This window comes from Sphingobium sp. WTD-1, from assembly GCF_030128825.1.
GTDB lineage: Bacteria > Pseudomonadota > Alphaproteobacteria > Sphingomonadales > Sphingomonadaceae > Sphingobium.
Genome location: NZ_CP119127.1, coordinates 4,133,397 through 4,154,106 on the forward strand (window position 1 = coordinate 4,133,397; position 20,710 = coordinate 4,154,106).

Sequence of the window (20,710 nt, forward strand, 5' to 3'; positions counted from 1 at the left end):
AGACCGGATCATGCCCCGGTTTCGCCCGAACACCGTTTATCGAACGGTCAATTGATAGCCTGGGGCCGTTTGCGGAAGCGCCAGCGCAGCAAAGGCCGGGTCAAGGCCAGCCCTGCAAGGAAGCCGCCGATATGCGCGGCAATCGCGATCTGACCCAGATCGCCCAATCCCCCCGCCGTCGCCACGCCGATCATCAGCTGGATCGCGATCCAGGCGGCCGCCAGCCACAGCACCCGCACGAAATTGGCCGACAACAGCCCGATCCGCCGCACCTGTTGCTGGCTGTAAAGCAGCGCATAGGTAGCAATGATAGCAGAAATGGCGCCGGTCGCGCCGACAATCGGATCGGTCGATTCCGGCGTGATCGCCCATTGCGCGAAGCAGGCCGCATAGGCGCCGACGACATAGAGGATCAGCGTGCCGGTGCGGCCCAGCACATGCTCGACCTGCCGGCCACAGAAAAGCAGCATCAGCAGGTTGAAGCCGATATGCAGCCAGTCGGCATGGACGAAAGTGCAACTGAGCGGCGTCAGCCACCAGGGCACCGCCGCCATGCCGTCCAGCAAGCCGGGGTTGCCAATGCGGGCGGGCATGAACCCGCCCAGCAAGGCCGCATTGTCGATCTGCCCGGTTGCCAGCAGCAACAGGAACAGGACGAACGTGACCAGCGCGATCGCGTTGGTCGTGCGTCCGGCAGGCAGTTTCACGGGATCAGATGAACGCGATCTTGTCGACCAGGTAGAATTTGTCGCCCGACGGGACCGACACTTCCACCTCGTCACCGACCTCGCGGCCGATCAGCGCACGGCCCAGCGGACTGTTATAGCTGATCATGCCGGCCTTGGCGTCCGCCTCGGCCTGGCCCACGATCTGATATTTGACCGGCTTGTCATCCTCGTCCAGCAGGGTCACGGTCGCGCCGAACACGATCTTGCTACCCGACAGGGTGGTCGGATCGATGATCTGGGCGCGCGACAACTTGTCTTCCAGATCGGAAATCGTTGCCTCGACCTGACCCTGCCGTTCCTTGGCAGCGTGATATTCGGCATTTTCCGACAGGTCGCCGTGGGCACGAGCTTCCTCGATGGCGTCCACGATCAGAGGGCGCTCGGCCTTCAGTTCGCGGAGCTGCGCATTGAGCTTGTCATAGCCCACCTGCAGCATCGGCATCTTCTCGACGGTCGCCATTATTGCAAATCCTTCGTCAAAACTTCCCTTTGGCGGCGCCGAACGTGGCGCCACCCGCAGCATGCTTCCTGGTGAAGGGGATCAGGCGTGCGACCCGGGATAATAGGACTGGAGCGAGCGCACTTCAAGGGCGCGGTCCCGCAAAGCCTCGATTGCGTCCGCCGCAGCGACGCTGGCAGTCGCGGTGGTGAAACTTGCAATCTTTGCGCGTAGAGCACTGGTGCGGATCGCCTTGCTGTCCTTCAGCGACTGCCAGCCTTCGGTGGTGTTGAAGATCAGCTGCACGTCGCCATCGGTGATCCGGTCGACGATGTGCGGACGCCCTTCGGCCACCTTGTTCACATGCTCGACGGCAATCCCCTGCCCTTCCAGATAGGTGGCGGTGCCGCCGGTCGCGATGATGGTGAAGCCCATGCCCGCCAGCTTCTGCACCGCTGGCAGGATCACCGGCTTGTCGCTGTCCTTGACCGAGACGAAGACGGTGCCGCTGGTCGGCAGCACGGTGCCCGCACCCAGCTGCGCCTTGGCAAAGGCGGTCGCGAAATTGCTGTCGATGCCCATGACTTCGCCGGTGCTCTTCATTTCCGGCGAGAGCACGGGATCGACGCCGGGAAAGCGGTTGAACGGGAAGACGGCTTCCTTGACCGCGACATGGTCGATCGCGTTGCGATCGATCCTGGGCAGATCCTTGATCTTCTCGCCGGCCATGACGCGCGAGGCGATCTTCGCGATCGGGGTGCCGATCGCCTTGGCGACGAAGGGCACGGTGCGGCTGGCGCGCGGATTTACTTCGATCAAATAGACAGTGCCGTCCTTGACCGCGAACTGGATGTTCATGAGGCCGCGGACCGACAGGGCATGGGCCAGCACTTCGGTCTGGCGCTCGATCTCGGCAATGATCTCGTCCGACAGGCTATAGGGCGGCAACGAACAGGCAGAGTCACCCGAGTGAACGCCCGCTTCCTCGATATGCTGCAACACGCCGGCCACGACCACATCGTCGCCATCGCACAGCGCATCGACGTCCACCTCGACCGCATCACGCAGATACTGGTCGATCAGCACCGGGGATTCGCCCGACACCTGCACGGCGGTGGTGATATATTCTTCGAGCTGGGCCTGACCGTCGACGATTTCCATGGCGCGACCGCCAAGGACATAGGACGGGCGCATCAGCACGGGATAGCCGATGCGGTTGGCGACCGCGATCGCCTCCTCGCGGCTGCGGGCAATGCCGTTGGCCGGCTGGCGCAGCTTCAGCTTGTCGATGAGCGCGGCGAAACGCTCACGATCCTCAGCCAGGTCGATCGCGTCCGGGCTGGTGCCCAGGATCGGGATGCCGGCATCTTCCAGCGCCTGCGCCAGCTTGAGCGGCGTCTGGCCACCAAACTGCACCAGCACGCCCGCCAGCGTCCCCTTCGACATTTCGACATGCAGAATTTCCAGCACGTCTTCAGCCGTCAGCGGCTCGAAATAGAGGCGATCGGACGTGTCATAGTCGGTCGACACGGTTTCCGGGTTGCAGTTGACCATGATCGTCTCATAGCCGGCTTCGCTCAGCGCAAAACAGGCATGGACGCAGCAATAGTCGAACTCGATGCCCTGGCCGATGCGGTTGGGACCACCGCCCAGGATGACGACCTTCTTGCGGTCGCTGGGCTGCGCCTCATTCTCCGGCTCACCGAAGATCGGGGCTTCATAGGTCGAATACATGTAGGGCGTCTTCGCCTCGAACTCGGCGGCGCAGGTGTCGATGCGCTTGAACACCGGACGCACGCCCAGCTTGTGGCGCAGGCTGCGCACTTCGTCCTCGGTCACGCCGCCGGTCATGGCGACGACGGCATCGTGGATCAGGCCGCTGCCGCGCGCCACGCCGCGCTCATTGCCGCGCAGATTGGCCGACTTGAGCGCCAGCCAGGCGAGACGCTTGTCGGAAAAGCCCATGGCCTTGAGGCGGCGCATGCCGTCCGCATCGCGCGGCAGGCCATGTTCCAGCACCTCATTCTCGGCCTCGACGATTTCCTTCAGGCGCTCCAGGAACCAGGGATCGAACTTGGCGATATTGTGGATTTCCGCGACGGTCAGACCTTCACGAAGGGCTTGCGCGGCGACCAGCAGGCGATCGGGCGTCGGCTGTGCCAGGGCGGCGATGATGTCGTCCTTGGGCGCGCCGACCAGATGATCGACCTGGTTGAAGCCGGACAGGCCGGTTTCCAGACCGCGCAGCGCCTTCTGCATCGATTCATGGATGTTGCGACCGATCGCCATGACTTCGCCGACCGACTTCATGGCGGTGCCCAGCAGCGGCTCGGCGCCCTTGAACTTTTCGAAGGCGAAGCGCGGGATCTTGGTCACGACATAGTCGATGGTCGGCTCGAACGAAGCCGGGGTCGCGCCGGTAATGTCATTCTCGATCTCGTCGAGCGTGTAGCCGACGGCCAGCTTCGCCGCGACCTTGGCGATCGGGAAGCCGGTCGCCTTCGACGCGAGCGCCGAGGAGCGCGACACGCGCGGGTTCATCTCGATAACGACCAGGCGGCCATCCTTGGGATTGACCGCGAACTGGACGTTGGAACCGCCGGTCTCGACGCCGATCTCGCGCAGCACCGCCAGGCTGGCGTTGCGCATGATCTGATATTCCTTGTCGGTCAGCGTCAGCGCCGGCGCGACGGTGATGGAGTCGCCGGTATGGACGCCCATCGGATCGACATTCTCGATCGAGCAGATGATGATGGAATTGTCGTTGCGATCGCGCACGACTTCCATCTCATATTCCTTCCAGCCGAGGAGCGATTCCTCGATCAGGACTTCGGTGGTCGGCGAAGCATCCAGCCCGCCGCGGACGATGTTCATGAACTCGTCGCGATTATAGGCGATGCCGCCGCCGGTGCCACCCATGGTGAAGCTGGGGCGGATGATCGAAGGAAGGCCGGTGAACTCCAGCGCCTCCATCGCCTCTTCCATCGTGTGCGCAATGCGCGAGCGCGCGGATTCGAGGCCGATCTTGTCCATGGCGTCGCGGAACTTGATCCGGTCCTCCGCCTTGTCGATCGCTTCGGCGTCGGCGCCGATCATCTGGACACCGAACTTCTCCAGCGTGCCGTCGTTGAACAGCGCCAGCGCCGTGTTCAGCGCGGTCTGGCCGCCCATCGTCGGCAGCACCGCATCGGGCCGCTCCTTCTCGATGATCTTCGCCACGATTTCGGGCGTGATCGGCTCGACATAGGTCGCGTCGGCAAATTCCGGGTCGGTCATGATGGTGGCCGGGTTGGAATTCACCAGGATGATGCGATAGCCCTCTTCCTTCAGCGCCTTGACCGCCTGCGTGCCCGAATAATCGAACTCGCACGCCTGGCCGATGATGATCGGACCAGCGCCGATGATGAGGATGGAGGAGATGTCGGTTCTTTTAGGCATCGGGCTTTTCGCAATCCAGTTGCATGCGTTGTGGCTTAATCGGGAAGCCGGACCAGTGAAGTTTTTTAAGAAGCTTCGAAAGGGGCGGAGCGCCATCGCTGGCTTTGAACGTTATTCTTTCGCAGTTGTGTTCGGCGACCTCGCGCTTGACCAAATTCCAACCCATTGGCTCGGCTCGTTTTGCAATCCGGTCGCACATCCAACCTGCTGCACAGTACTGAAAATACTTTATGTCATCACAATCAAAAGCTTCGACTTCTCGAAGATCAACGATGAACTTAGCCAGCAGCGAGCCCGCCAGAAAAATGAGGAATACCGTAATGAGAACGGCTCTCCAATTGACGAAGAGCCAATCGAGCATCAATGCACGCCCCCCGCCTGCGCCTCGCAGCCCCAGCCGTCATATTCGACGCCGCAGAGGATTTCGATCTGGAGGCATTTCCGGGTCAGCGCGCGGATTGAGGCTTCGTCGACCGGCTGCACGCATTCCAGGAACAGGAACAGGTCGCCTTCCTCATCTTCCTCGCGGTCCAGTTCGACAAAGCCGAACTGGCTGGCGATGGTCAGGACGCGCTCGAAATCCTTCTCGCTGCCCCGGAAGCTGACATCCACGGGCCGCGCGAGACGCGCGACGTCGCCATTGCGCTTCAGGTTGGCGAGAACCTCACGGTCCGCCTCCCACTCTGCGGCAAGGCGCGCTTCGTCAACCGGGGGCAGGTTCTGGCTCACGCGGCGACCGCGCCCTTGAGGCCATCGACGAACTTCTTGAACAGGTAGAAGCTGTCCTGCGGGCCGGGCGAGGCCTCGGGGTGATACTGGACCGAAAAGGCATTCTTGTCGGTCAGTTCGATGCCGCAATTGCTGCCGTCGAACAGCGAGACATGGGTCGAGCGCGCATTGACCGGCAGCGTGTCGACATCGACAGCGAAGCCATGGTTCATGCTGGTGATCTCGACCAGGCCATCCGACAGGCGCTTGACCGGATGGTTCGCGCCGCGATGGCCCTGATGCATCTTGATCGTCCTGGCGCCGACGGCGAGGCCCAGAAGCTGGTGGCCAAGGCAGATCCCGAAGACGGGGATGTCGGCAGCCAGTACCTGCTGAATCACCGGCACGGCATAGTCGCCGGTCGCGGCCGGATCGCCCGGACCATTCGACAGGAACACGCCGTCGGGATTGAGCGCCTTGACCTGATCGAAGGTCGCGGTGGCGGGCAGCACGGTCACGCGCGCGCCGGCCTTCACCAGATTGCGGAAGATATTGTTCTTCGCGCCATAATCGATGGCGACGACATGGGGGCGTTCCTCACCCGCCTCATTGAGGCCATAGCCATGGCCGATGGTCCAGATGCCGTCCTTCCACAGGCGGCTTTCCTTGCCCGTGACTTCGATGGCGAGGTCCATGCCTTCAAGGCCCGGCCAGGCGGCCGCCTTGGCAGCGAGCGCAGCGATGTCGAAATTGCCGTCGGGATCATGGGCGATGACGACGTTGGGCGCGCCCTTCTCGCGGATCATGCGGGTCAGTGCGCGGGTGTCGACACCAGCGAGGCCGATGCGGCCCTTTTCCTTCATCCACTGGTCGAACGGTTCGACATTGCGGAAATTGCTGGGCGCGGTGACGTCCTGGCGCACGATACAGCCGAGCGCATAGGGGCTGTCAGCTTCGACGTCGTCGAGATTGGTGCCGACATTGCCGATATGCGGGAAGGTGAAGGTGATGATCTGACCGGCATAGGAGGGATCGGTCATGATCTCCTGATAGCCGGTGATCGAGGTGTTGAAGCAGAGTTCGCCGACCGCGTCACCGGCCGCGCCGAAGCCGCGACCGAAGACGGCGGAGCCATCGGCAAAAACCAATACCCCTGTCGCTCCTTTGGGCACAATGAGGGTCTTGGCGTCAGCCATGGTCTGCGGTCCTTTATGCTTTTGCGGGAACCCGTCTGGTGCGGGTTAAACGGCCGGTCACCTATTCCCGCAACGCGTGAAGGTCAACGTCTGTTAAAAATCTCTTTTCGCATTATATCTACTCCTTTCCCGAGAAACAGGATTAATTCGCCCATGATTCGCGACACCATCAAGAGCGCCCAAGTGGAGTCCATGAAGGCCGGCGACAAGGATCGGCTGGCGGCCGTGCGCCTGATCCTGGCCAAGCTCAAGGATCGCGACATCGAACTGCGCACCGCCAGCAACGTGCCCGACGACGACACCGTCGTGGTCGAGGTGCTGCAGAAGATGGTGAAGCAGCGCCGCGAATCGATCGACATGTTCAAGAGCGGCGGCCGTGACGAACTGGCCGCCAAGGAACAGGCCGAGCTGGACGTGATCGAAACCTTCCTGCCCGCGCAGCTGAGCGAGGACGAGACCAAGGCGGCGATCGAGGGCATCAAGGCCGAGATTGGCGCGGAAAGCGTCAAGGACATGGGCAAGGTGATGGCCGTACTCAAGGAACGCCATGGCGCGGTGATCGACATGAGCAAGGCGAGCGGGCTGGTGAAGGCGGCGCTGTCCTAACGTCTCGCTCGTGACTTCCCCTCCCGCTTGCGGGAGGGGGCGGTAGCAGGCCCTGCTTCGTTCGTTTCGAGCCCTTCGACTGCCTGCGCGCTCAGGACAGGCCAAGGTCGAGAAACGCACGCCCGGCGCTCGACACAGGCATGAGTTCGGGCATATTCGATGAATGGCGTTCTGGACCTCCATGCTCAAATGTTCTGATGGTCGCGGCGCGCAAAACCTCGAGCGCCCGGCATGACCCTCACGCCCCAATGGCTGGATGAGCTGCGCGCGCGGACGTCGCTTTCGACGTTGATCGGCAAGACCGTGAAGGTGCAGAAGGCGGGCCGCGAATATAAGGCCTGCTGCCCCTTCCATAACGAGAAGACGCCCAGCTTCACGATCAACGACGAGAAGGGCTTCTATCACTGCTTCGGCTGTGGCGCGCATGGCGATGCGATCCGCTGGATGACCGACCAGCGCGGCCTGCCCTTCATGGAGGCGGTGAAGGAACTGGCCGCGACCGCCGGCATGGACGTGCCCGCCGCCGACCCGCGCGCGGCCAAGCGCGCCGAGCAGGCCAAGGGGCTGCATGACGCGATGGCGGCCGCGCAGAGTTTCTTCGAGGAGCAGCTTGGCGGCATCGACGGCGGCGACGCCCGCGCCTATCTCGCCAAGCGCGGCATCAGCGATGCGACCCGACGCACGTTCGGCTTTGGCTATTCGCCGGATTCGCGTGGGAAGCTGAAAGGCGCGCTCAAGGAATTTGGCGAGCCGATGCTGGTTGAGGCTGGCTTGCTCATCGACCCTGACGGCGAACGTGACACATATGACCGGTTCCGCGGTCGCCTCATGCTGCCGATCCGCGACATTCGCGGCCGGGTGATCGCTTTTGGCGGCCGGATCATCGGCCAGGGCGAACCCAAATATCTGAACTCGCCCGACACGCCGCTCTTCGACAAAGGGCGCACCCTCTACAATATCGACCGCGCCTCCCCCGCCAGCCGGCAGAGCGGCCGGGTGATCGTGGTCGAGGGCTATATGGACGTGATCGCGCTCGCCCAGGCCGGTTTCGGCGATGCGGTCGCGCCGCTCGGCACGGCGCTGACCGAGCATCAGATCGAGCGACTATGGAAGATGGTCGAGGTGCCGATATTGTGCTTCGACGGCGATGCGGCCGGGCAGAAGGCGGCGATCCGCGCGGCAACCCGCGCCCTCCCCCTGCTGCGTCCTGGTCACAGCCTGGCCTTCGCCACCCTACCCGCCGGACAAGACCCCGACGACCTGCTCCGTGCCGAGGGGCCGCGCGCGATGGACGCCGTGCTGGCTGGCGCCCAGCCATTGGTTGATCGCCTGTGGGAGCATGAACAGAAGGTCGGCCCGCTTGACACGCCCGAGCAGAAGGCGGCGCTCAAGCAGCGGCTGGCCGCCCATAGCGACTCGATCCAGCATCCCGATGTCCGCGCGCTCTATGCCCAGGCATTCCGGGAGCGCTATGACGCGCTCTTCTTTGCCAGGCCCGATCGTTTTGGCGGCGGTCCGCGCGCGCCGCGCGGCGCTGCCGGCGGTGGTGCCCGCGCCGGCTGGCAGCGCGACAAAAAGGGCAATTGGAAGCCGCCCGTCCCGCCCGCCGGCAACGAGGCGCGGGAGATCGGCGCGAGCGGCATGGAACATCGGCTGCTGCGCGCGATATTGGCCAGCCTGCTGCGCGATCCGGAGCAGATCATCCTGCACCGCGAGACGCTGTCAGGCCTGCGAATCGGCGATCCCGCGCTGGCGCGATTGCTGGATGCGATGATCGCCGCCTCCTTCCGCAAAGAAACAGTTGAAACGCAGGCCCTCCTTACCATATTGGGGCAAGGTGACTTGTATAATATGGCTAAGGGGATGCTCCGGGCCGATACGTTCACATTCACCCCACATAGGATGACAACCGACCCCAGTCGCGTGCAGCGCGACCTGGACGAGGCCATCCGGGTGATGGCGCAAGGACCGGAGCTGGAAACGGCGCTGGCGGAGGCTACTAGACGGTTCGAGAGCGACTTCAGCGAAGAGAATTTCGCTGAACAGCAGCGCATCCGCGCGCTGAAAGCCGATCACGACAGCCGCCTGGCGGAACTGGCGCAGTCCGAAGACATTGTTTGATTGAGGCTCGTTCCTGTCGGGACGACGGAGTTAAGGCGAATAAATGGCGACCAAGGCGAACAGCAAGAATGGCGGGATGGGCGATGGCGAGGATGGCGATGCCCCCCTGCTCGACCTCAACGAAGCGTCCGTCAAGAAGCTGATCGCCCGCGCGAAGAAGCGCGGCTACATCACCTATGACGAACTGAACGATGCCCTGCCGCAGGACCAGATGTCCTCCGAGCAGATCGAGGACATCATGTCGGCGCTCAACGAGATGGGCGTCAACATCGTCGAGAATGAAGAGGCGAGCGAAGACGGCGACGAGCAGCGCGAGCGCGAGGAAGCCGACGACGCCGACGATGATTCGAGCGACGATGACGGCCCCAAGCTCGTCACCGAGAAGAAGAAGGAAACGGTCGATCGCACCGACGATCCCGTGCGCATGTATCTGCGCGAGATGGGCGCCGTCGAACTGCTCAGCCGCGAGGGCGAAATCGCCATTGCCAAGCGCATCGAGGCCGGCCGCGACACGATGATCCTGGGTCTGTGCGAAAGCCCGACCACCTTCAACGCGATCATCGAATGGTCGACCGCGCTCAACAATGGCGAGATGCAGCTGCGCGAGATCCTCGATCTCGACGCCATGCTGTCCAAGGATCCTGCTCCTGAAAATATGGAGGAAGGCGCCGAGGATGATGATGGCGAGATCAGCGAGAAGACCGCTGGCCCCAGCTTCAAGGAAGAGGAAGAGCCGGAGGAGGAATCCGCCGACGGCGACGAGGACGAGGATGGTGCGCCCCGCGCCCGTCGCGAGGAGGACGAGGAAGAGGACAACACCCTGTCCCTCGCCCAGATGGAAGAGACTTTGAAGCCGATGGCGCTGGAGAAGTTCGCGACCATCACCGAAATCTTCCGCGCCTTCTCCAAGGCCCAGGAATCGCGCATGGTCGCCATGGCCAATGGCGAAAGCCTGAGCCAGAAGGCCGAGGACAGCTATCATGAGCTGCGCGAACAGCTGACCGCCGAGGTCGAGAGCGTCCAGTTCCACCAGCAGAAGATCGAATATCTGGTCGACCAGCTCTATGCCTATAACCGGCGCCTGACCGCGCTGGGTGGCCAGATGCTGCGCCTGGCCGAGCGCCACAAGGTGAGCCGCAAGGACTTCCTTGAGCGCTATATGGGCCATGAACTGGACGATGCCTGGCTGGAAAAGGTGCAGGGCCTCGACAAGAAATGGGCTGCTTTTGCCGCTGCCGAAGGCCGCGCGGTCGAGCGCATCCGCAACGAAGTGAGCGAGATCGCCCAGGCGACCGGCATGTCGCTGAGCGAATTCCGTCGCATCGTGAACATGGTGCAGAAGGGCGAGCGTGAAGCGCGCATCGCGAAGAAGGAAATGGTCGAGGCCAACCTGCGCCTCGTCATCTCCATCGCGAAGAAATATACGAACCGCGGCCTGCAATTCCTGGACCTTATCCAGGAAGGCAATATCGGCCTGATGAAGGCGGTCGACAAGTTCGAATATCGCCGCGGCTACAAGTTCAGCACCTATGCCACCTGGTGGATCCGTCAGGCGATCACCCGTTCGATCGCGGACCAGGCGCGGACCATCCGCATCCCGGTCCACATGATCGAGACGATCAACAAGCTGGTCCGCACCAGCCGCCAGTTCCTGCACGAGCAGGGCCGCGAACCGACCCCGGAGGAGATGGCCGAGCGCCTGTCCATGCCGCTGGAAAAGGTGCGCAAGGTGATGAAGATCGCCAAGGAGCCGATCTCGCTCGAAACGCCGATCGGCGACGAGGAAGACAGCCACCTCGGCGACTTCATCGAGGACAAGAATGCGATCATCCCGGTGGATGCCGCGATCCAGGCGAACCTGAAGGAAACGGTCACCCGCGTCCTTGCCAGCCTGACCCCGCGCGAGGAACGCGTGCTGCGCATGCGCTTCGGCATCGGCATGAACACCGACCATACGCTGGAGGAAGTGGGCCAGCAGTTCAGCGTGACCCGCGAGCGCATCCGCCAGATCGAGGCGAAGGCGCTGCGCAAGCTGAAGCACCCCAGCCGCAGCCGCAAGATGCGCAGCTTCCTCGACCAGTAAATCCGGTCAGATTATCGCTTCAAACAAGGGCCCGGCCGGACATTCCAGCCGGGCCTTTTGTTTTTCAAGACGATAGCATCATTTGTTAACCATAACGACCTAGACCATTGGTGCCACATTTGCGACCAGTCGAACCGACAAGTTTAACCCGGCGTTTACGCACCTTGCCCTAGATTGTGCCCAGCGGCGCCCCTTACGCCGTTGCCACAGGGAAATTTCTATGAGCGAAGTGACGGCGTTGCGCCGGGGCGATGACATCGCGCAAATCCTGGACATGATGGTTCGGGCCGATGGCAGCGATAGCCACAGCTACATGGCCCAGGCGAGCCGGGATGCACGCTCGCGCGATGACCTTGGCCTGCCCGACCTTGCCGATGCCGCCTATTATCTTTGCCTGCTCCATGGTCGCCATCCCGGCGTTATCGACCATGCCGCTACCCGTTCGGTCGACAATGCCGCGCGCCGCTGGCTGATCGAGACAGCTGACGCCTTTGCACGGGAGCGCGCCTATCTGACCCAGGTCACCGTGGCCGCCGGCCCCGCCCCCAGCACGGCGGGGCAGAGCAATTGCGAAACCATCGTCAGCCAGCAGCGCCATGCACTCGACATGCTGGCCCAGTCCGACCGGCGCGGCTGCGCCATGGGCGCGGCGATCGCGCTGGTGCTGGACTGGCGCGCCGTCCGCAAGCTGCTGGACATTGCCGCGCTTCGTGCGGGCATCGAACCGGTTCCCTGCTCCTTGCCCGATCATCGGGCGACGCTGGAAGTCGCTCGCGCCATTGGTGGCGATCCGGCCGTCGATCGCGCGATCCAGTTCGGCATGCGCCAGTTGCTGGCTCAGCATCGCGGCCTGTGGGATGTGCTGGAGGCTCGGGCCGCCATCCGCCGGCAACAGCCGGCCTGATCCATCGCCCCACCGCTTGCCGCAACGCACAAACGCGTTGCGCCCCAATCCCGCTTTGCCTAGTCCGGTCCTCCAGCAATGATGGAGCGGAAGAGAGCCATGCGCTTTGAAGGCACCCAGGATTATGTCGCCACCGACGATCTGAAGGTCGCGGTCAATGCCGCCGTGCTGCTGCGCCGGCCGCTGCTGGTGAAGGGCGAACCGGGCACCGGCAAGACCGTGCTGGCCCAGGAAATCGCCAAGGCCATTAACGCCCCCCTCATCGAATGGAACGTCAAGTCGACGACCAAGGCGCATCAGGGCCTGTATGAATATGATGCGGTCGCCCGCCTGCGCGACGGCCAGTTGGGCGACGAGCGGGTCCATGACATCGCCAACTATATCCGCAAGGGCAAGCTGTGGGAGGCCTTCACCTCTCCCACCCTGCCCGTCCTGCTGATCGACGAGATCGACAAGGCCGATATCGAATTTCCCAACGACCTGTTGCAGGAACTCGATCGCATGGCCTTTCATGTCTATGAGACCGGCGAGACGGTCGCGGCCAAGGAACGGCCGGTCGTCATCATCACCTCGAACAACGAGAAGGAACTGCCCGACGCCTTTCTGCGCCGCTGTTTCTTCCACTATATCAAATTCCCGGATCGCGAGACCATGCAGGCGATCGTCGATGTCCATTTCCCCGGCATCCAGAAGATGCTGGTCAGCCGGGCGATGGACATTTTCTACGACATTCGCGAGGTGCCGGGCCTCAAGAAGAAGCCCAGCACATCCGAACTGCTCGATTGGCTGAAGCTGCTGTTGAACGAGGACATGCCCCTCGACGTGCTGCAGAATGCCGATCCGACCAAGGCAATCCCGCCGTTGCACGGCGCGCTGCTCAAGAATGAGCAGGACATCATGATGTTCGAGCGCCTGGCCTTCATGGCGCGACGCCAAGGGCGCTGAGGCCGCCGGCCAGCCTGGCCGAATCACGCTCCTGACGCTGGGCGAACCCGGCCCGGTCACGGCTGAAGTCGTTATCGGGACGGATGCTGCGCCGCAATCGGCCTGTCACGGCCCGCAATTGTGGCAATTTCCGGGGCAAATGACATCGACAGCATGAAGGCGGCTTGCGCCCCTGCGGAATCCGTGATTTCCTGATCCTCTGTCATTCAAGGCCGCGCCAAGACGGTCTGGATCGAGAGAGAGGATGCCAATGCCCCGACGTGCGTTGTTCCTATGTTCGATGGCCCTCTGCCTGGCCCTGCCCTCGCTGGCGCAGGCGGCGGACGATGTCGAGGCATGGACGCCAAGTGATACTGCCATAAGTGCCACCGCCGCTGGCATCAGCCTGCCGCAGACGGTCGCCAGCCTGTCGCTGACCAAGAGCGGCGAAGTATCGAACGGCGGCAAGGGCATCGACAATTACGCCCAATATATTTCGCAGGATGGCGCCATCCAGGCGACCCTTTATGTCTATCTGCCCGCCTATGCCGACGCTTCGCTTGCCGCTTACATGACCGATAAGGCGGTGATGGAGCGGTTCGGCGGCAAGACCCATCGCACCGCCTATGACAGCGTCGCCGCCGGCGGCCGCGCGGGCACGGCAATCCGCGCCGTCTATGACGATGCCGCCGATGGCGCGCTGACGACGGCGGCGGCCTTTGCCCATGCCGGGCGCTGGATGGTGAAGCTGCGCGTCACTGGCCCGACCGAGCGCCGCGCCGAAGTGCTGGCCGGATTGGACGGCATGCTGGCCGGCCTGAAATTCGACGATGCGGCAAGCCTGCACGCGACCAGCCCCGCCAGCTTCGGTGCCTGCCCGACCGGCGATGGCGGCGACGCGCGCCTGACCAAGGCCGTGCCAAGCGGCACCGCTGGCCAGCCCGTGCCGCAGGAAGTCAGCATCCCGCGCGAGGGCAAGGACAATCTGTGCATTCGCGGCACGGTCCAGACCGCGCAGGGCAGCTATGACATGCTGCAGCAGACGGGGCGCGGCGATGGCGCGATCATCGTGCCGGTCGACGATAGCGGCACCGTCCTCGCCTTCGATCCCGACGCCCGCGACCTTGGCTATCAACTGTCGATCCATATGGTCGGCCAGACCGATCTTTACGGCGTCTATGACAAGGTGCCCAGTGGCCGCCAGATCGCCGCGATCCTGGACGGCAAGGATCCCCAGACGGCCCAGGCAGAAGCCACGGCACTCTATGCCGCCAATGGCGAGGTGACCGTCAGCCAGGGCGCGCGCAAGCCCAACTGAGGCGGTTTTAGAAAATCCTGGGCGCTCCGGACATTATCCGGAGCGCCCTTTCGCTTCCGATCAGCGACCGGGGCACACCCCGACGCGCTCCCCCGACAATTCCGTCTTCAGGCTCCCGAAGAAGCGCGGCTTCTCGGGCCCCTTCCCGCGCGGCCCCCGTCCGCCAACAGTCTTGTGTTCGGCAGATGCCTCCACCCCATCGCCCGTGACCGTTCCGTTCATCCTGCCATAGGAAAAGCCCCCATGCGCACGACCGCAATATAGTCGCCCCTCGAATTTGCGCCCTGACACAGTGACCCGCCATTGACGGCATCCATGCGGGCCACCGGTCCCCGCCGGCCGGGGCGGCCCCTCCACGGCATAGCGGATCGCCAGATCATCGCGGCGATCGGGGATGCAGGCCTCCCACTGGCGGGTGCCGGGAGGATGGTGCCCGGACATGCTGCTCACATAGGTGCCGATCTCGGTGAAGCGCCACAGGCCCGGATTGATGACATGGCGCGCGCCGGTGACGATGATCGCGTCGGATGGCTCGACTTCGTCCGCTTGTGCATCCTGCCCGGCAGCGGCGGTTTCAAGCGCGGCCTCGCTCACCAGCGCAGGCAGGGTGCCACGATGATTGGCGAGATCATCGATCCGGGCGTTGACGCATTGCTTGGCCTCTTCGCACCGGGTCTTCCCGTCGAGCAGGCATTGCTGCAACAACATGCAGATCGCCCGGTCGGCGGCCGGCGTGCCGGTCGTCCCGTCGAGATTGCAGGCCTTGAGCCAGGGGCCACGAAGCGCATATTCGATGTTGATGATCTTCATCCGGGCGGCGATCACGATGATCTCATCCTCGGCCTGCTGGGGCGTATCGGTCCCCAGCGCCGCGCCCGACGCGCCAAGCAGCGCCAATGCCAGACCCCGCGTCCATCGCCGTCGTGCCATCGGCAGCCTCTCCTCATTCTTATGTCGTTCCGACAGCTTAATGATCCGGCGGGTGCTGCAAAGCCTTTTCATCCGGACTGGAATGATTGGCGTCCGGGCCGTGGCGCGCTAGACATCGGGACATGAACGACCCCACGGGCGCGACCCGCTTTGCGCGGATACGCGCCCATCTGGAATCGGTCCGCGTCGCGGCGGGGCCACGCGCCTGGACCTATGAGTTCCTGCTGTTCGGCTTCAAACAGGGTTGGGCCTGCCTGTTCGGCGGACTGATGCTGGCGCTGCTGCTAGGCACCCATCTTTTCTATCCCGCCAACGCGGCCCTCCACCGCTATGATTTCCTGACCCTGTCGGCGGTCGCGATCCAGATCGCGATGCTGGCCCTCAGGCTGGAAAGCCCGCGCGAGGCGCTGGTGATCTGCGCCTTCCACCTGATCGGCACGATCATGGAGTTGTTCAAGACCCATGCGGGAAGCTGGGTCTATCCCGAGGCCAGCCTGCTCCATATCGGCCCCGTGCCGCTCTTTTCCGGCTTCATGTATGCCGCAGTCGGCAGCTATATCGCGCGGATCTGGCGCATCTTCGACTTCGGTTTCAGCCGCTATCCGCCGGTCTGGGCTACGGTGCTGCTGGCGAGCGCCATCTATGTCAATTTCTTCGCCCATCACTGGCTGCCCGATGTGCGGATCGCCCTGTTCGCCGCTGCCATCCTGTTGTTCGGGCGAACGTGGATCTGGTTCACGCCCTGGCGGGAACCACGGCGGATGCCGCTGCTGCTCGGCTTCTTCCTGGTCGCGCTTTTCATCTGGCTGGCGGAGAATATCGGCACCTTCGCCAATGCCTGGACCTATCCCAGCCAGCGCCATGGCTGGGAGATGGTCAGCCTGATGAAGCTGGGCGCCTGGTATCTGCTGATGATCATCTCCTTCGTGCTGGTCTCGCTGATCCACGGCATAAGGCGCGACGATCAGATCAGATAGCCGACCTCATACAGGCCCCAGCGGCGCCCGGCGAAGCGCAGCGGCACGAACACGCTGCGCAGCGCCCGATAGCGCCCCTCCCCCAGATTCTGGCGATAGGTGAAGAGATAGAAATCGTCGTCGCCATCGAGCGCGCGGCGGGTCTGGGCGTCCATGAAGATTTGTCGGTTGCGGGCATGTTCCATGTTCCAGCGCGGGTCGCCGATCCGCTGCGGCTGGCTCCGCGCGCTGATATGGGTCGGCAGATAGCCGTCCATGTCGATCAGGCAGCAGCCGATGATCGTCGCGTCCTTCGCGGTATGCCGGTCGAGCAACGGCCGCACCCGCTGATCGGCATAGGCGGTGAAACCGGTCTGATATTGGGTTGGTTCAGACCCCGCGATCGGTCGATGGCTGCGATCGAACAAGGCCTGTTGCGACAATTCGCCGCGGGCCAGAGCCTCCTCGATCAGCGCCGTGACCTCGGCCGCGCCATCCTCGGCCAGTGCGATATAATGGCTGTTGCGGGTGCGCAGCCGGCTCTGCGCCGCGGTGTTGAGCATGTCATTGGCCAGGCTCTCCAGCGTCTCGATCTTATCGCGGGCCATGTCGACACGCCCCGCGCTCTCGGTCGAGGAGCGGCCGAACAGCGCCAGCCCCTGATCCAGCGCCGCGACATGGGCGTCCGCCTCATCGGTGCAGGCGACGATCGCGCTGGATCGCTCGCCGAACTGGGTCACGAGCGAGGCGATTTCCGCCATCGACAAGCGCAGCTGGTCGATATGGGTGCCGACGTCGCGACCGCGCTGGATATTCGCCTCCACCCCGCCGATCAGATGGCGGGCATCGCGGTCGAGCTGGCCAAGCTTGCTGCCGACCGAGGCCGAGGATTCGGCCGCCTGCTCGGCAAGCCGCCGGATTTCCTCCGCCACCACGGCAAAGCCCATCGTCGCCTCGCCGCCGCGCGCGGCCTCGATCGCGGCGTTGACACCCAGCAGACGGGTCTGCCGGGCGATCGTGCCGAGCTGATCGGAAATGCCGCCGACCGCCTCGATCACCTGCAGAAACTGGCGCAGATGGCCTTCAAGGCCGGTGACATGTTCGACCAGCCCCGCCACCTCGCCCAGCGACAGGGTGATGACATCATGCCCCTCGGCAATGATACGCCCGGCGCGCCCGGCGGTGAGGCTCAGTTCCTGAGCCGCCGCCACACTCTCATTCTGGCTGGCGGTCAGCGTCTGCATGTTCGCCTGAAGGTCCGACAGGCGCGCCGAATCGCCCTGAATCCGGCGGTTCACCTCGCCCAGAAATCCAGCGGTTTCGCTGCACTGCAATGCGATGTCGCCCGACCGTTCCCCCAGGTCAGCCAACAATTCTCCGTTTTCCAAGCCGCCCCCGCAACTTAACTGTCATAATGAATACTGAACTGTTTACCGTGCGGCGCAACACTTAATATTTCGCCAATGCGATCCGCCCGGCGCTTGCATCGCCCGGCGCGCTGGCCGACAAGATCGGCACCATGATGCTCAATTTCCTCGACGCGCTGCGCGCCGCCGGCATCCCCGCCAGCATCAAGGAGCATCTGCTGCTCCTGGAAGCGCTGGACCGCGACGTGATCGAGCGGCGGCCGGAGGATTTCTATTATCTCGCCCGCGCCACCTATGTGAAGGATGAGGGGCTGATCGACCGGTTCGACCAGGTCTTTGCCAAGGTGTTCAAGGGCCTGCTGGGCCAGGACGGGGTCGAGGCGGAGATACCCGAGGAATGGCTGCGCCTGGTCGCGGAAAAGTTCCTCAGCCCCGAGGAGATGGAGAAGATCAAGTCGCTGGGCGACTGGGACGAGATCATGAAGACGCTGAAGAAGCGGCTGGAGGAGCAGAAGGAGCGCCACCAGGGCGGCAGCAAGTGGATCGGCACTGGCGGCACATCCCCCTTCGGCCATGGCGGCTATAATCCCGAGGGCGTGCGGATCGGCGGAGAAAGCCGACACAAGCGCGCGATCAAGGTCTGGGAAAAGCGCGAATTCGCCAATCTGGACAGCAATCGCGAGATCGGCACCCGCAACATCAAGGTGGCGCTGCGCCGGCTGCGCCGTTTTGCGCGGGAGGGGGCGGCCGACGAACTGGACCTGGACGCCACGATCCGCGGCACCGCGCGGCAGGGCTGGCTCGATATCCGGATGCGGCCCGAGCGGCACAATGCGGTCAAGCTGCTGCTGTTCCTGGACGTGGGCGGATCGATGGACCCGCATATCAAGCTGTGCGAGGAGCTGTTTTCCGCCGCGACCAGCGAATTCAAGAATATGGAATTCTTCTACTTCCATAACTGCCTCTATGAAGGCGTATGGAAGGATAATCGCCGCCGCTTTGCCGAGCGCACCCCGACCTGGGACGTGCTGCACAAATATGGCCATGATTATAAGGTGATCTTCGTCGGTGACGCGGCGATGAGCCCCTATGAGATCAGCCATCCCGGCGGGTCGGTGGAGCATATGAACGAGGAAGCCGGTGCCGTCTGGCTGCAGCGCGTTGCCCATACCTATCCCGCGACCGTGTGGCTGAACCCCGCGCCGGCGGAACATTGGGGCTATAGCCAGTCGACCCGCATCATCCGCGACCTGATGAACGAGCGCATGTATCCGCTGACCTTGGAGGGGCTGGACGAGGCGATGCGGGAGTTGACGCGCAAACGGTAAGATCGGTCTCCGCAGCACGCGGGCATATCCTACAGGTCAAAGAGCCGTCCGCATAGTGGCGGAGGGGTGCGGTGTAGGACAGCGCGAATTCGCCGCCTTGAGGGTCGGCGTGTCGGGCGGATGACGCGACAGTTTGTTTCGGCCCGAAGTTCACAGTGTCGTCGGGCCATTTCGGGCCTTTTGCCCCTGTCACGCGCCCGCGACGCGACACCCATGCGCCTGTGACGCGACATTTGGGTCACGATCAGGGCCACCGCCCCGCACCACCGACGCGACAGTCAGGCAACAGGGAAGCGACAGCGGCGCGACTATTCTGGACATGCGTGCGTGAGGGGAGGGCGGCTGTTCATGGCCGGAGTAGATCATGAACGGGCCGAATAGGACAGAGGGAGCGCGGCCTTTTGTCGGATCGCGCTCGCAAAGCAAGAAAAGCGGGATGCCGGGTCGAGCCCGGCATGACGGGATTGGGAATGACGACTAGCGACCAGACCCAGTCGTTCATTTGGCTTCGGTGAACATCAGTTCCGAACAGAAGCCGCCAAACAATCTGCACGATTCAGCGGGTGGGAATATCGCCCACCCGCTCGCTTCAATCCGCGAGGTGCTGCTTGAAGAATGCCGACAGCTTGTCGAACGGGATGATTTCTACCTGATCGTAGAGGTCCGTGTGAGTGGCACCAGGGATGATCATCAATTCCTTGGGCTCAGCCGCTGCCGCATAGGCGGTCTCGCTGAAGTAGCGCGAATGGGCCTTCTCGCCATGGATGAGCAGCACCGGTCGGGGAGCGATCTCCGCGATATAGGTGAGGATCGGCAGGTTCATGAACGACAGAGGCGTGGTGAGCGTCCATGCGGCGTTCGAGTTGACTGCTCGCGGGTGGAAACCACGCTTCGTCTTGTAATAGGCGGCATATTGCACGACGAACTCCGGCTCGCCGCCCTTCAGCTCCAGTGAAACCGGGCCATAGGCGGGGCTGCTCTTCTCGGCGTCGGTCCAGCGCTGACGGCTCAACTGCTCCAGCGTCTCTGTGCGCTGCTGCGGCGTCACGCTGTCATTATAGCCCTTCGACATCACGCGGGTCATGTCGTACATGGTGCTGGCGACCACGGCCTTGATCCGCTTGTCGATGGCGGCGGTGCTGAGCGCCATGCCGCCCCAGCCGCAAATGCCGATGACGCCGATCCGCTCGCGATCGATCTCCGGCCGCAACCCGAGGAAATCCACGGCGGCGCTGAAATCCTCTGTGTTGATGTCGGGCGATGCGATGTTGCGGGGCTCGCCACCGCTCTCGCCGGTATAGGACGGATCGAAGGCGAGCGTCGCGAAGCCGCGTTCAGCCATGGTCTGGGCATAGAGGCCCGAAGACTGCTCCTTCACGGCGCCGAACGGTCCGCTGATCACGATCGCCGCGAGCTTGCCCGTACCGCGATTCTTGGGGAGGTATAAATCGGCAGCCAGGGTGATGCCGTAGCGGTTCTTGAACGAGACCTTCTGATGATCGACGATGGCGCTGCGCGGGAATGTCTTGTCCCAATCCTGTGTCATATTCGGTGCCTTTGCTGAGGAAATGGTGGGGATCGAAAGCGCGCCGAGGGCGACAAGGCCGGCTGCGCCAGCCTTCAGCACGCCGCGGCGCTCAAATGGGAAAGATTGGTCGGTCATG

The 20,710-nt window shown here is 63.4% G+C and carries 17 protein-coding genes; 8 read left to right on the top strand and 9 right to left on the bottom strand.

Going from position 1 to position 20,710, the window contains the following annotated elements:
* Positions 1-47: 47 nt before the first annotated feature.
* The 6 genes from N6H05_RS20520 to carA form a co-directional block, all read right to left on the bottom strand.
* Positions 48-707 carry a rhomboid family intramembrane serine protease gene (locus tag N6H05_RS20520; RefSeq protein WP_284111447.1) on the bottom strand — a complete coding sequence of 220 codons (660 nt, stop codon included), beginning with the start codon at positions 705-707 and terminating at the stop codon, positions 48-50.
* A gap of 4 nt (positions 708-711) precedes the next feature.
* Positions 712-1,188, bottom strand: coding sequence for a transcription elongation factor GreA (gene greA / locus N6H05_RS20525; protein ID WP_284111448.1), 477 nt, complete (start codon positions 1,186-1,188; stop codon positions 712-714).
* Positions 1,189-1,269: 81 nt separating this feature from the next.
* On the bottom strand, positions 1,270-4,605 hold the full coding sequence (gene carB, locus N6H05_RS20530) for a carbamoyl-phosphate synthase large subunit (RefSeq protein WP_284111449.1): 3,336 nt from the start codon (positions 4,603-4,605) through the stop codon (positions 1,270-1,272).
* Positions 4,598-4,966 carry a hypothetical protein gene (locus tag N6H05_RS20535; RefSeq protein ID WP_284111450.1) on the bottom strand — a complete coding sequence of 123 codons (369 nt, stop codon included), beginning with the start codon at positions 4,964-4,966 and terminating at the stop codon, positions 4,598-4,600. The genes carB and N6H05_RS20535 overlap by 8 nt, the downstream gene beginning before the upstream one ends.
* On the bottom strand, positions 4,966-5,334 hold the full coding sequence (locus tag N6H05_RS20540; RefSeq protein ID WP_169861422.1) for a ribonuclease E inhibitor RraB: 369 nt from the start codon (positions 5,332-5,334) through the stop codon (positions 4,966-4,968). Before N6H05_RS20540 ends, N6H05_RS20535 begins: the two co-directional genes overlap by 1 nt.
* Entirely contained in the window at positions 5,331-6,509 is a 1,179-nt protein-coding gene (carA, locus tag N6H05_RS20545; RefSeq protein WP_284111451.1) for a glutamine-hydrolyzing carbamoyl-phosphate synthase small subunit, read from the bottom strand. Before carA ends, N6H05_RS20540 begins: the two co-directional genes overlap by 4 nt.
* A gap of 153 nt (positions 6,510-6,662) precedes the next feature.
* On the opposite strand from carA, the gene N6H05_RS20550 reads away from it, so the two are divergent.
* From N6H05_RS20550 to N6H05_RS20575, 6 genes are all read left to right on the top strand, one after another.
* Positions 6,663-7,115 carry a GatB/YqeY domain-containing protein gene (locus N6H05_RS20550; RefSeq protein ID WP_099231727.1) on the top strand — a complete coding sequence of 151 codons (453 nt, stop codon included), beginning with the start codon at positions 6,663-6,665 and terminating at the stop codon, positions 7,113-7,115.
* 231 nt (positions 7,116-7,346) lie between these two features.
* On the top strand, positions 7,347-9,236 hold the full coding sequence (gene dnaG, locus N6H05_RS20555; RefSeq protein WP_284111452.1) for a DNA primase: 1,890 nt from the start codon (positions 7,347-7,349) through the stop codon (positions 9,234-9,236).
* A gap of 43 nt (positions 9,237-9,279) precedes the next feature.
* On the top strand, positions 9,280-11,319 hold the full coding sequence (rpoD, locus tag N6H05_RS20560) for an RNA polymerase sigma factor RpoD (protein WP_004211766.1): 2,040 nt from the start codon (positions 9,280-9,282) through the stop codon (positions 11,317-11,319).
* Positions 11,320-11,539: 220 nt separating this feature from the next.
* The gene (locus tag N6H05_RS20565; RefSeq protein WP_284111453.1) at positions 11,540-12,223 is read left to right on the top strand and encodes a DUF6975 family protein; all 684 of its coding nucleotides are present in this window, start codon (positions 11,540-11,542) and stop codon (positions 12,221-12,223) included.
* A 99-nt stretch (positions 12,224-12,322) separates the two neighbouring features.
* Entirely contained in the window at positions 12,323-13,168 is an 846-nt protein-coding gene (locus N6H05_RS20570; RefSeq protein ID WP_010337204.1) for an AAA family ATPase, read from the top strand.
* Between the two features lie 250 nt (positions 13,169-13,418).
* A complete protein-coding gene (locus N6H05_RS20575) occupies positions 13,419-14,465 on the top strand; it encodes a hypothetical protein (RefSeq protein WP_284111455.1) in 1,047 nt (348 codons plus the stop codon).
* A 60-nt stretch (positions 14,466-14,525) separates the two neighbouring features.
* Here the strand turns inward: N6H05_RS20575 and N6H05_RS20580 are convergent, their stop codons facing one another.
* Positions 14,526-15,395: a DUF3617 family protein gene (locus N6H05_RS20580; protein ID WP_284111456.1), complete on the bottom strand. Its 870-nt coding sequence runs from the start codon at positions 15,393-15,395 to the stop codon at positions 14,526-14,528.
* Between the two features lie 122 nt (positions 15,396-15,517).
* Here N6H05_RS20580 and N6H05_RS20585 point away from each other — a divergent pair, with 122 nt between their 5' ends.
* Positions 15,518-16,372: a DUF817 domain-containing protein gene (locus tag N6H05_RS20585; protein ID WP_284111457.1), complete on the top strand. Its 855-nt coding sequence runs from the start codon at positions 15,518-15,520 to the stop codon at positions 16,370-16,372.
* Here the strand turns inward: N6H05_RS20585 and N6H05_RS20590 are convergent.
* Entirely contained in the window at positions 16,360-17,724 is a 1,365-nt protein-coding gene (locus N6H05_RS20590; protein ID WP_284111458.1) for a methyl-accepting chemotaxis protein, read from the bottom strand. The genes N6H05_RS20585 and N6H05_RS20590 overlap by 13 nt on opposite strands.
* Before the next feature lie 146 nt (positions 17,725-17,870).
* On the opposite strand from N6H05_RS20590, the gene N6H05_RS20595 reads away from it, so the two are divergent.
* Positions 17,871-19,046: a vWA domain-containing protein gene (locus N6H05_RS20595; RefSeq protein ID WP_284111459.1), complete on the top strand. Its 1,176-nt coding sequence runs from the start codon at positions 17,871-17,873 to the stop codon at positions 19,044-19,046.
* Positions 19,047-19,635: 589 nt separating this feature from the next.
* Here the strand turns inward: N6H05_RS20595 and N6H05_RS20600 are convergent.
* A complete protein-coding gene (locus tag N6H05_RS20600) occupies positions 19,636-20,709 on the bottom strand; it encodes an alpha/beta hydrolase (protein WP_284111460.1) in 1,074 nt (357 codons plus the stop codon).
* Between the last annotated feature and the right edge of the window lies 1 nt (position 20,710).

Bases quoted from the DNA above. Each gene is read 5' to 3' on its own strand.
- greA (WP_284111448.1), bottom strand. From the start codon at position 1,188: ATGGCGACCGTCGAGAAGATGCCGATGCTGCAGGTGGGCTATGACAAG.
- carB (WP_284111449.1), bottom strand. From the start codon at position 4,605: ATGCCTAAAAGAACCGACATCTCCTCCATCCTCATCATCGGCGCTGGT.
- N6H05_RS20535 (WP_284111450.1), bottom strand. From the start codon at position 4,966: ATGCTCGATTGGCTCTTCGTCAATTGGAGAGCCGTTCTCATTACGGTA.
- carA (WP_284111451.1), bottom strand. From the start codon at position 6,509: ATGGCTGACGCCAAGACCCTCATTGTGCCCAAAGGAGCGACAGGGGTA.
- N6H05_RS20550 (WP_099231727.1), top strand. From the start codon at position 6,663: ATGATTCGCGACACCATCAAGAGCGCCCAAGTGGAGTCCATGAAGGCC.
- dnaG (WP_284111452.1), top strand. From the start codon at position 7,347: ATGACCCTCACGCCCCAATGGCTGGATGAGCTGCGCGCGCGGACGTCG.
- rpoD (WP_004211766.1), top strand. From the start codon at position 9,280: ATGGCGACCAAGGCGAACAGCAAGAATGGCGGGATGGGCGATGGCGAG.
- N6H05_RS20565 (WP_284111453.1), top strand. From the start codon at position 11,540: ATGAGCGAAGTGACGGCGTTGCGCCGGGGCGATGACATCGCGCAAATC.
- N6H05_RS20570 (WP_010337204.1), top strand. From the start codon at position 12,323: ATGCGCTTTGAAGGCACCCAGGATTATGTCGCCACCGACGATCTGAAG.
- N6H05_RS20575 (WP_284111455.1), top strand. From the start codon at position 13,419: ATGCCCCGACGTGCGTTGTTCCTATGTTCGATGGCCCTCTGCCTGGCC.
- N6H05_RS20580 (WP_284111456.1), bottom strand. From the start codon at position 15,395: ATGGCACGACGGCGATGGACGCGGGGTCTGGCATTGGCGCTGCTTGGC.
- N6H05_RS20585 (WP_284111457.1), top strand. From the start codon at position 15,518: ATGAACGACCCCACGGGCGCGACCCGCTTTGCGCGGATACGCGCCCAT.
- N6H05_RS20595 (WP_284111459.1), top strand. From the start codon at position 17,871: ATGATGCTCAATTTCCTCGACGCGCTGCGCGCCGCCGGCATCCCCGCC.
- N6H05_RS20600 (WP_284111460.1), bottom strand. From the start codon at position 20,709: ATGACCGACCAATCTTTCCCATTTGAGCGCCGCGGCGTGCTGAAGGCT.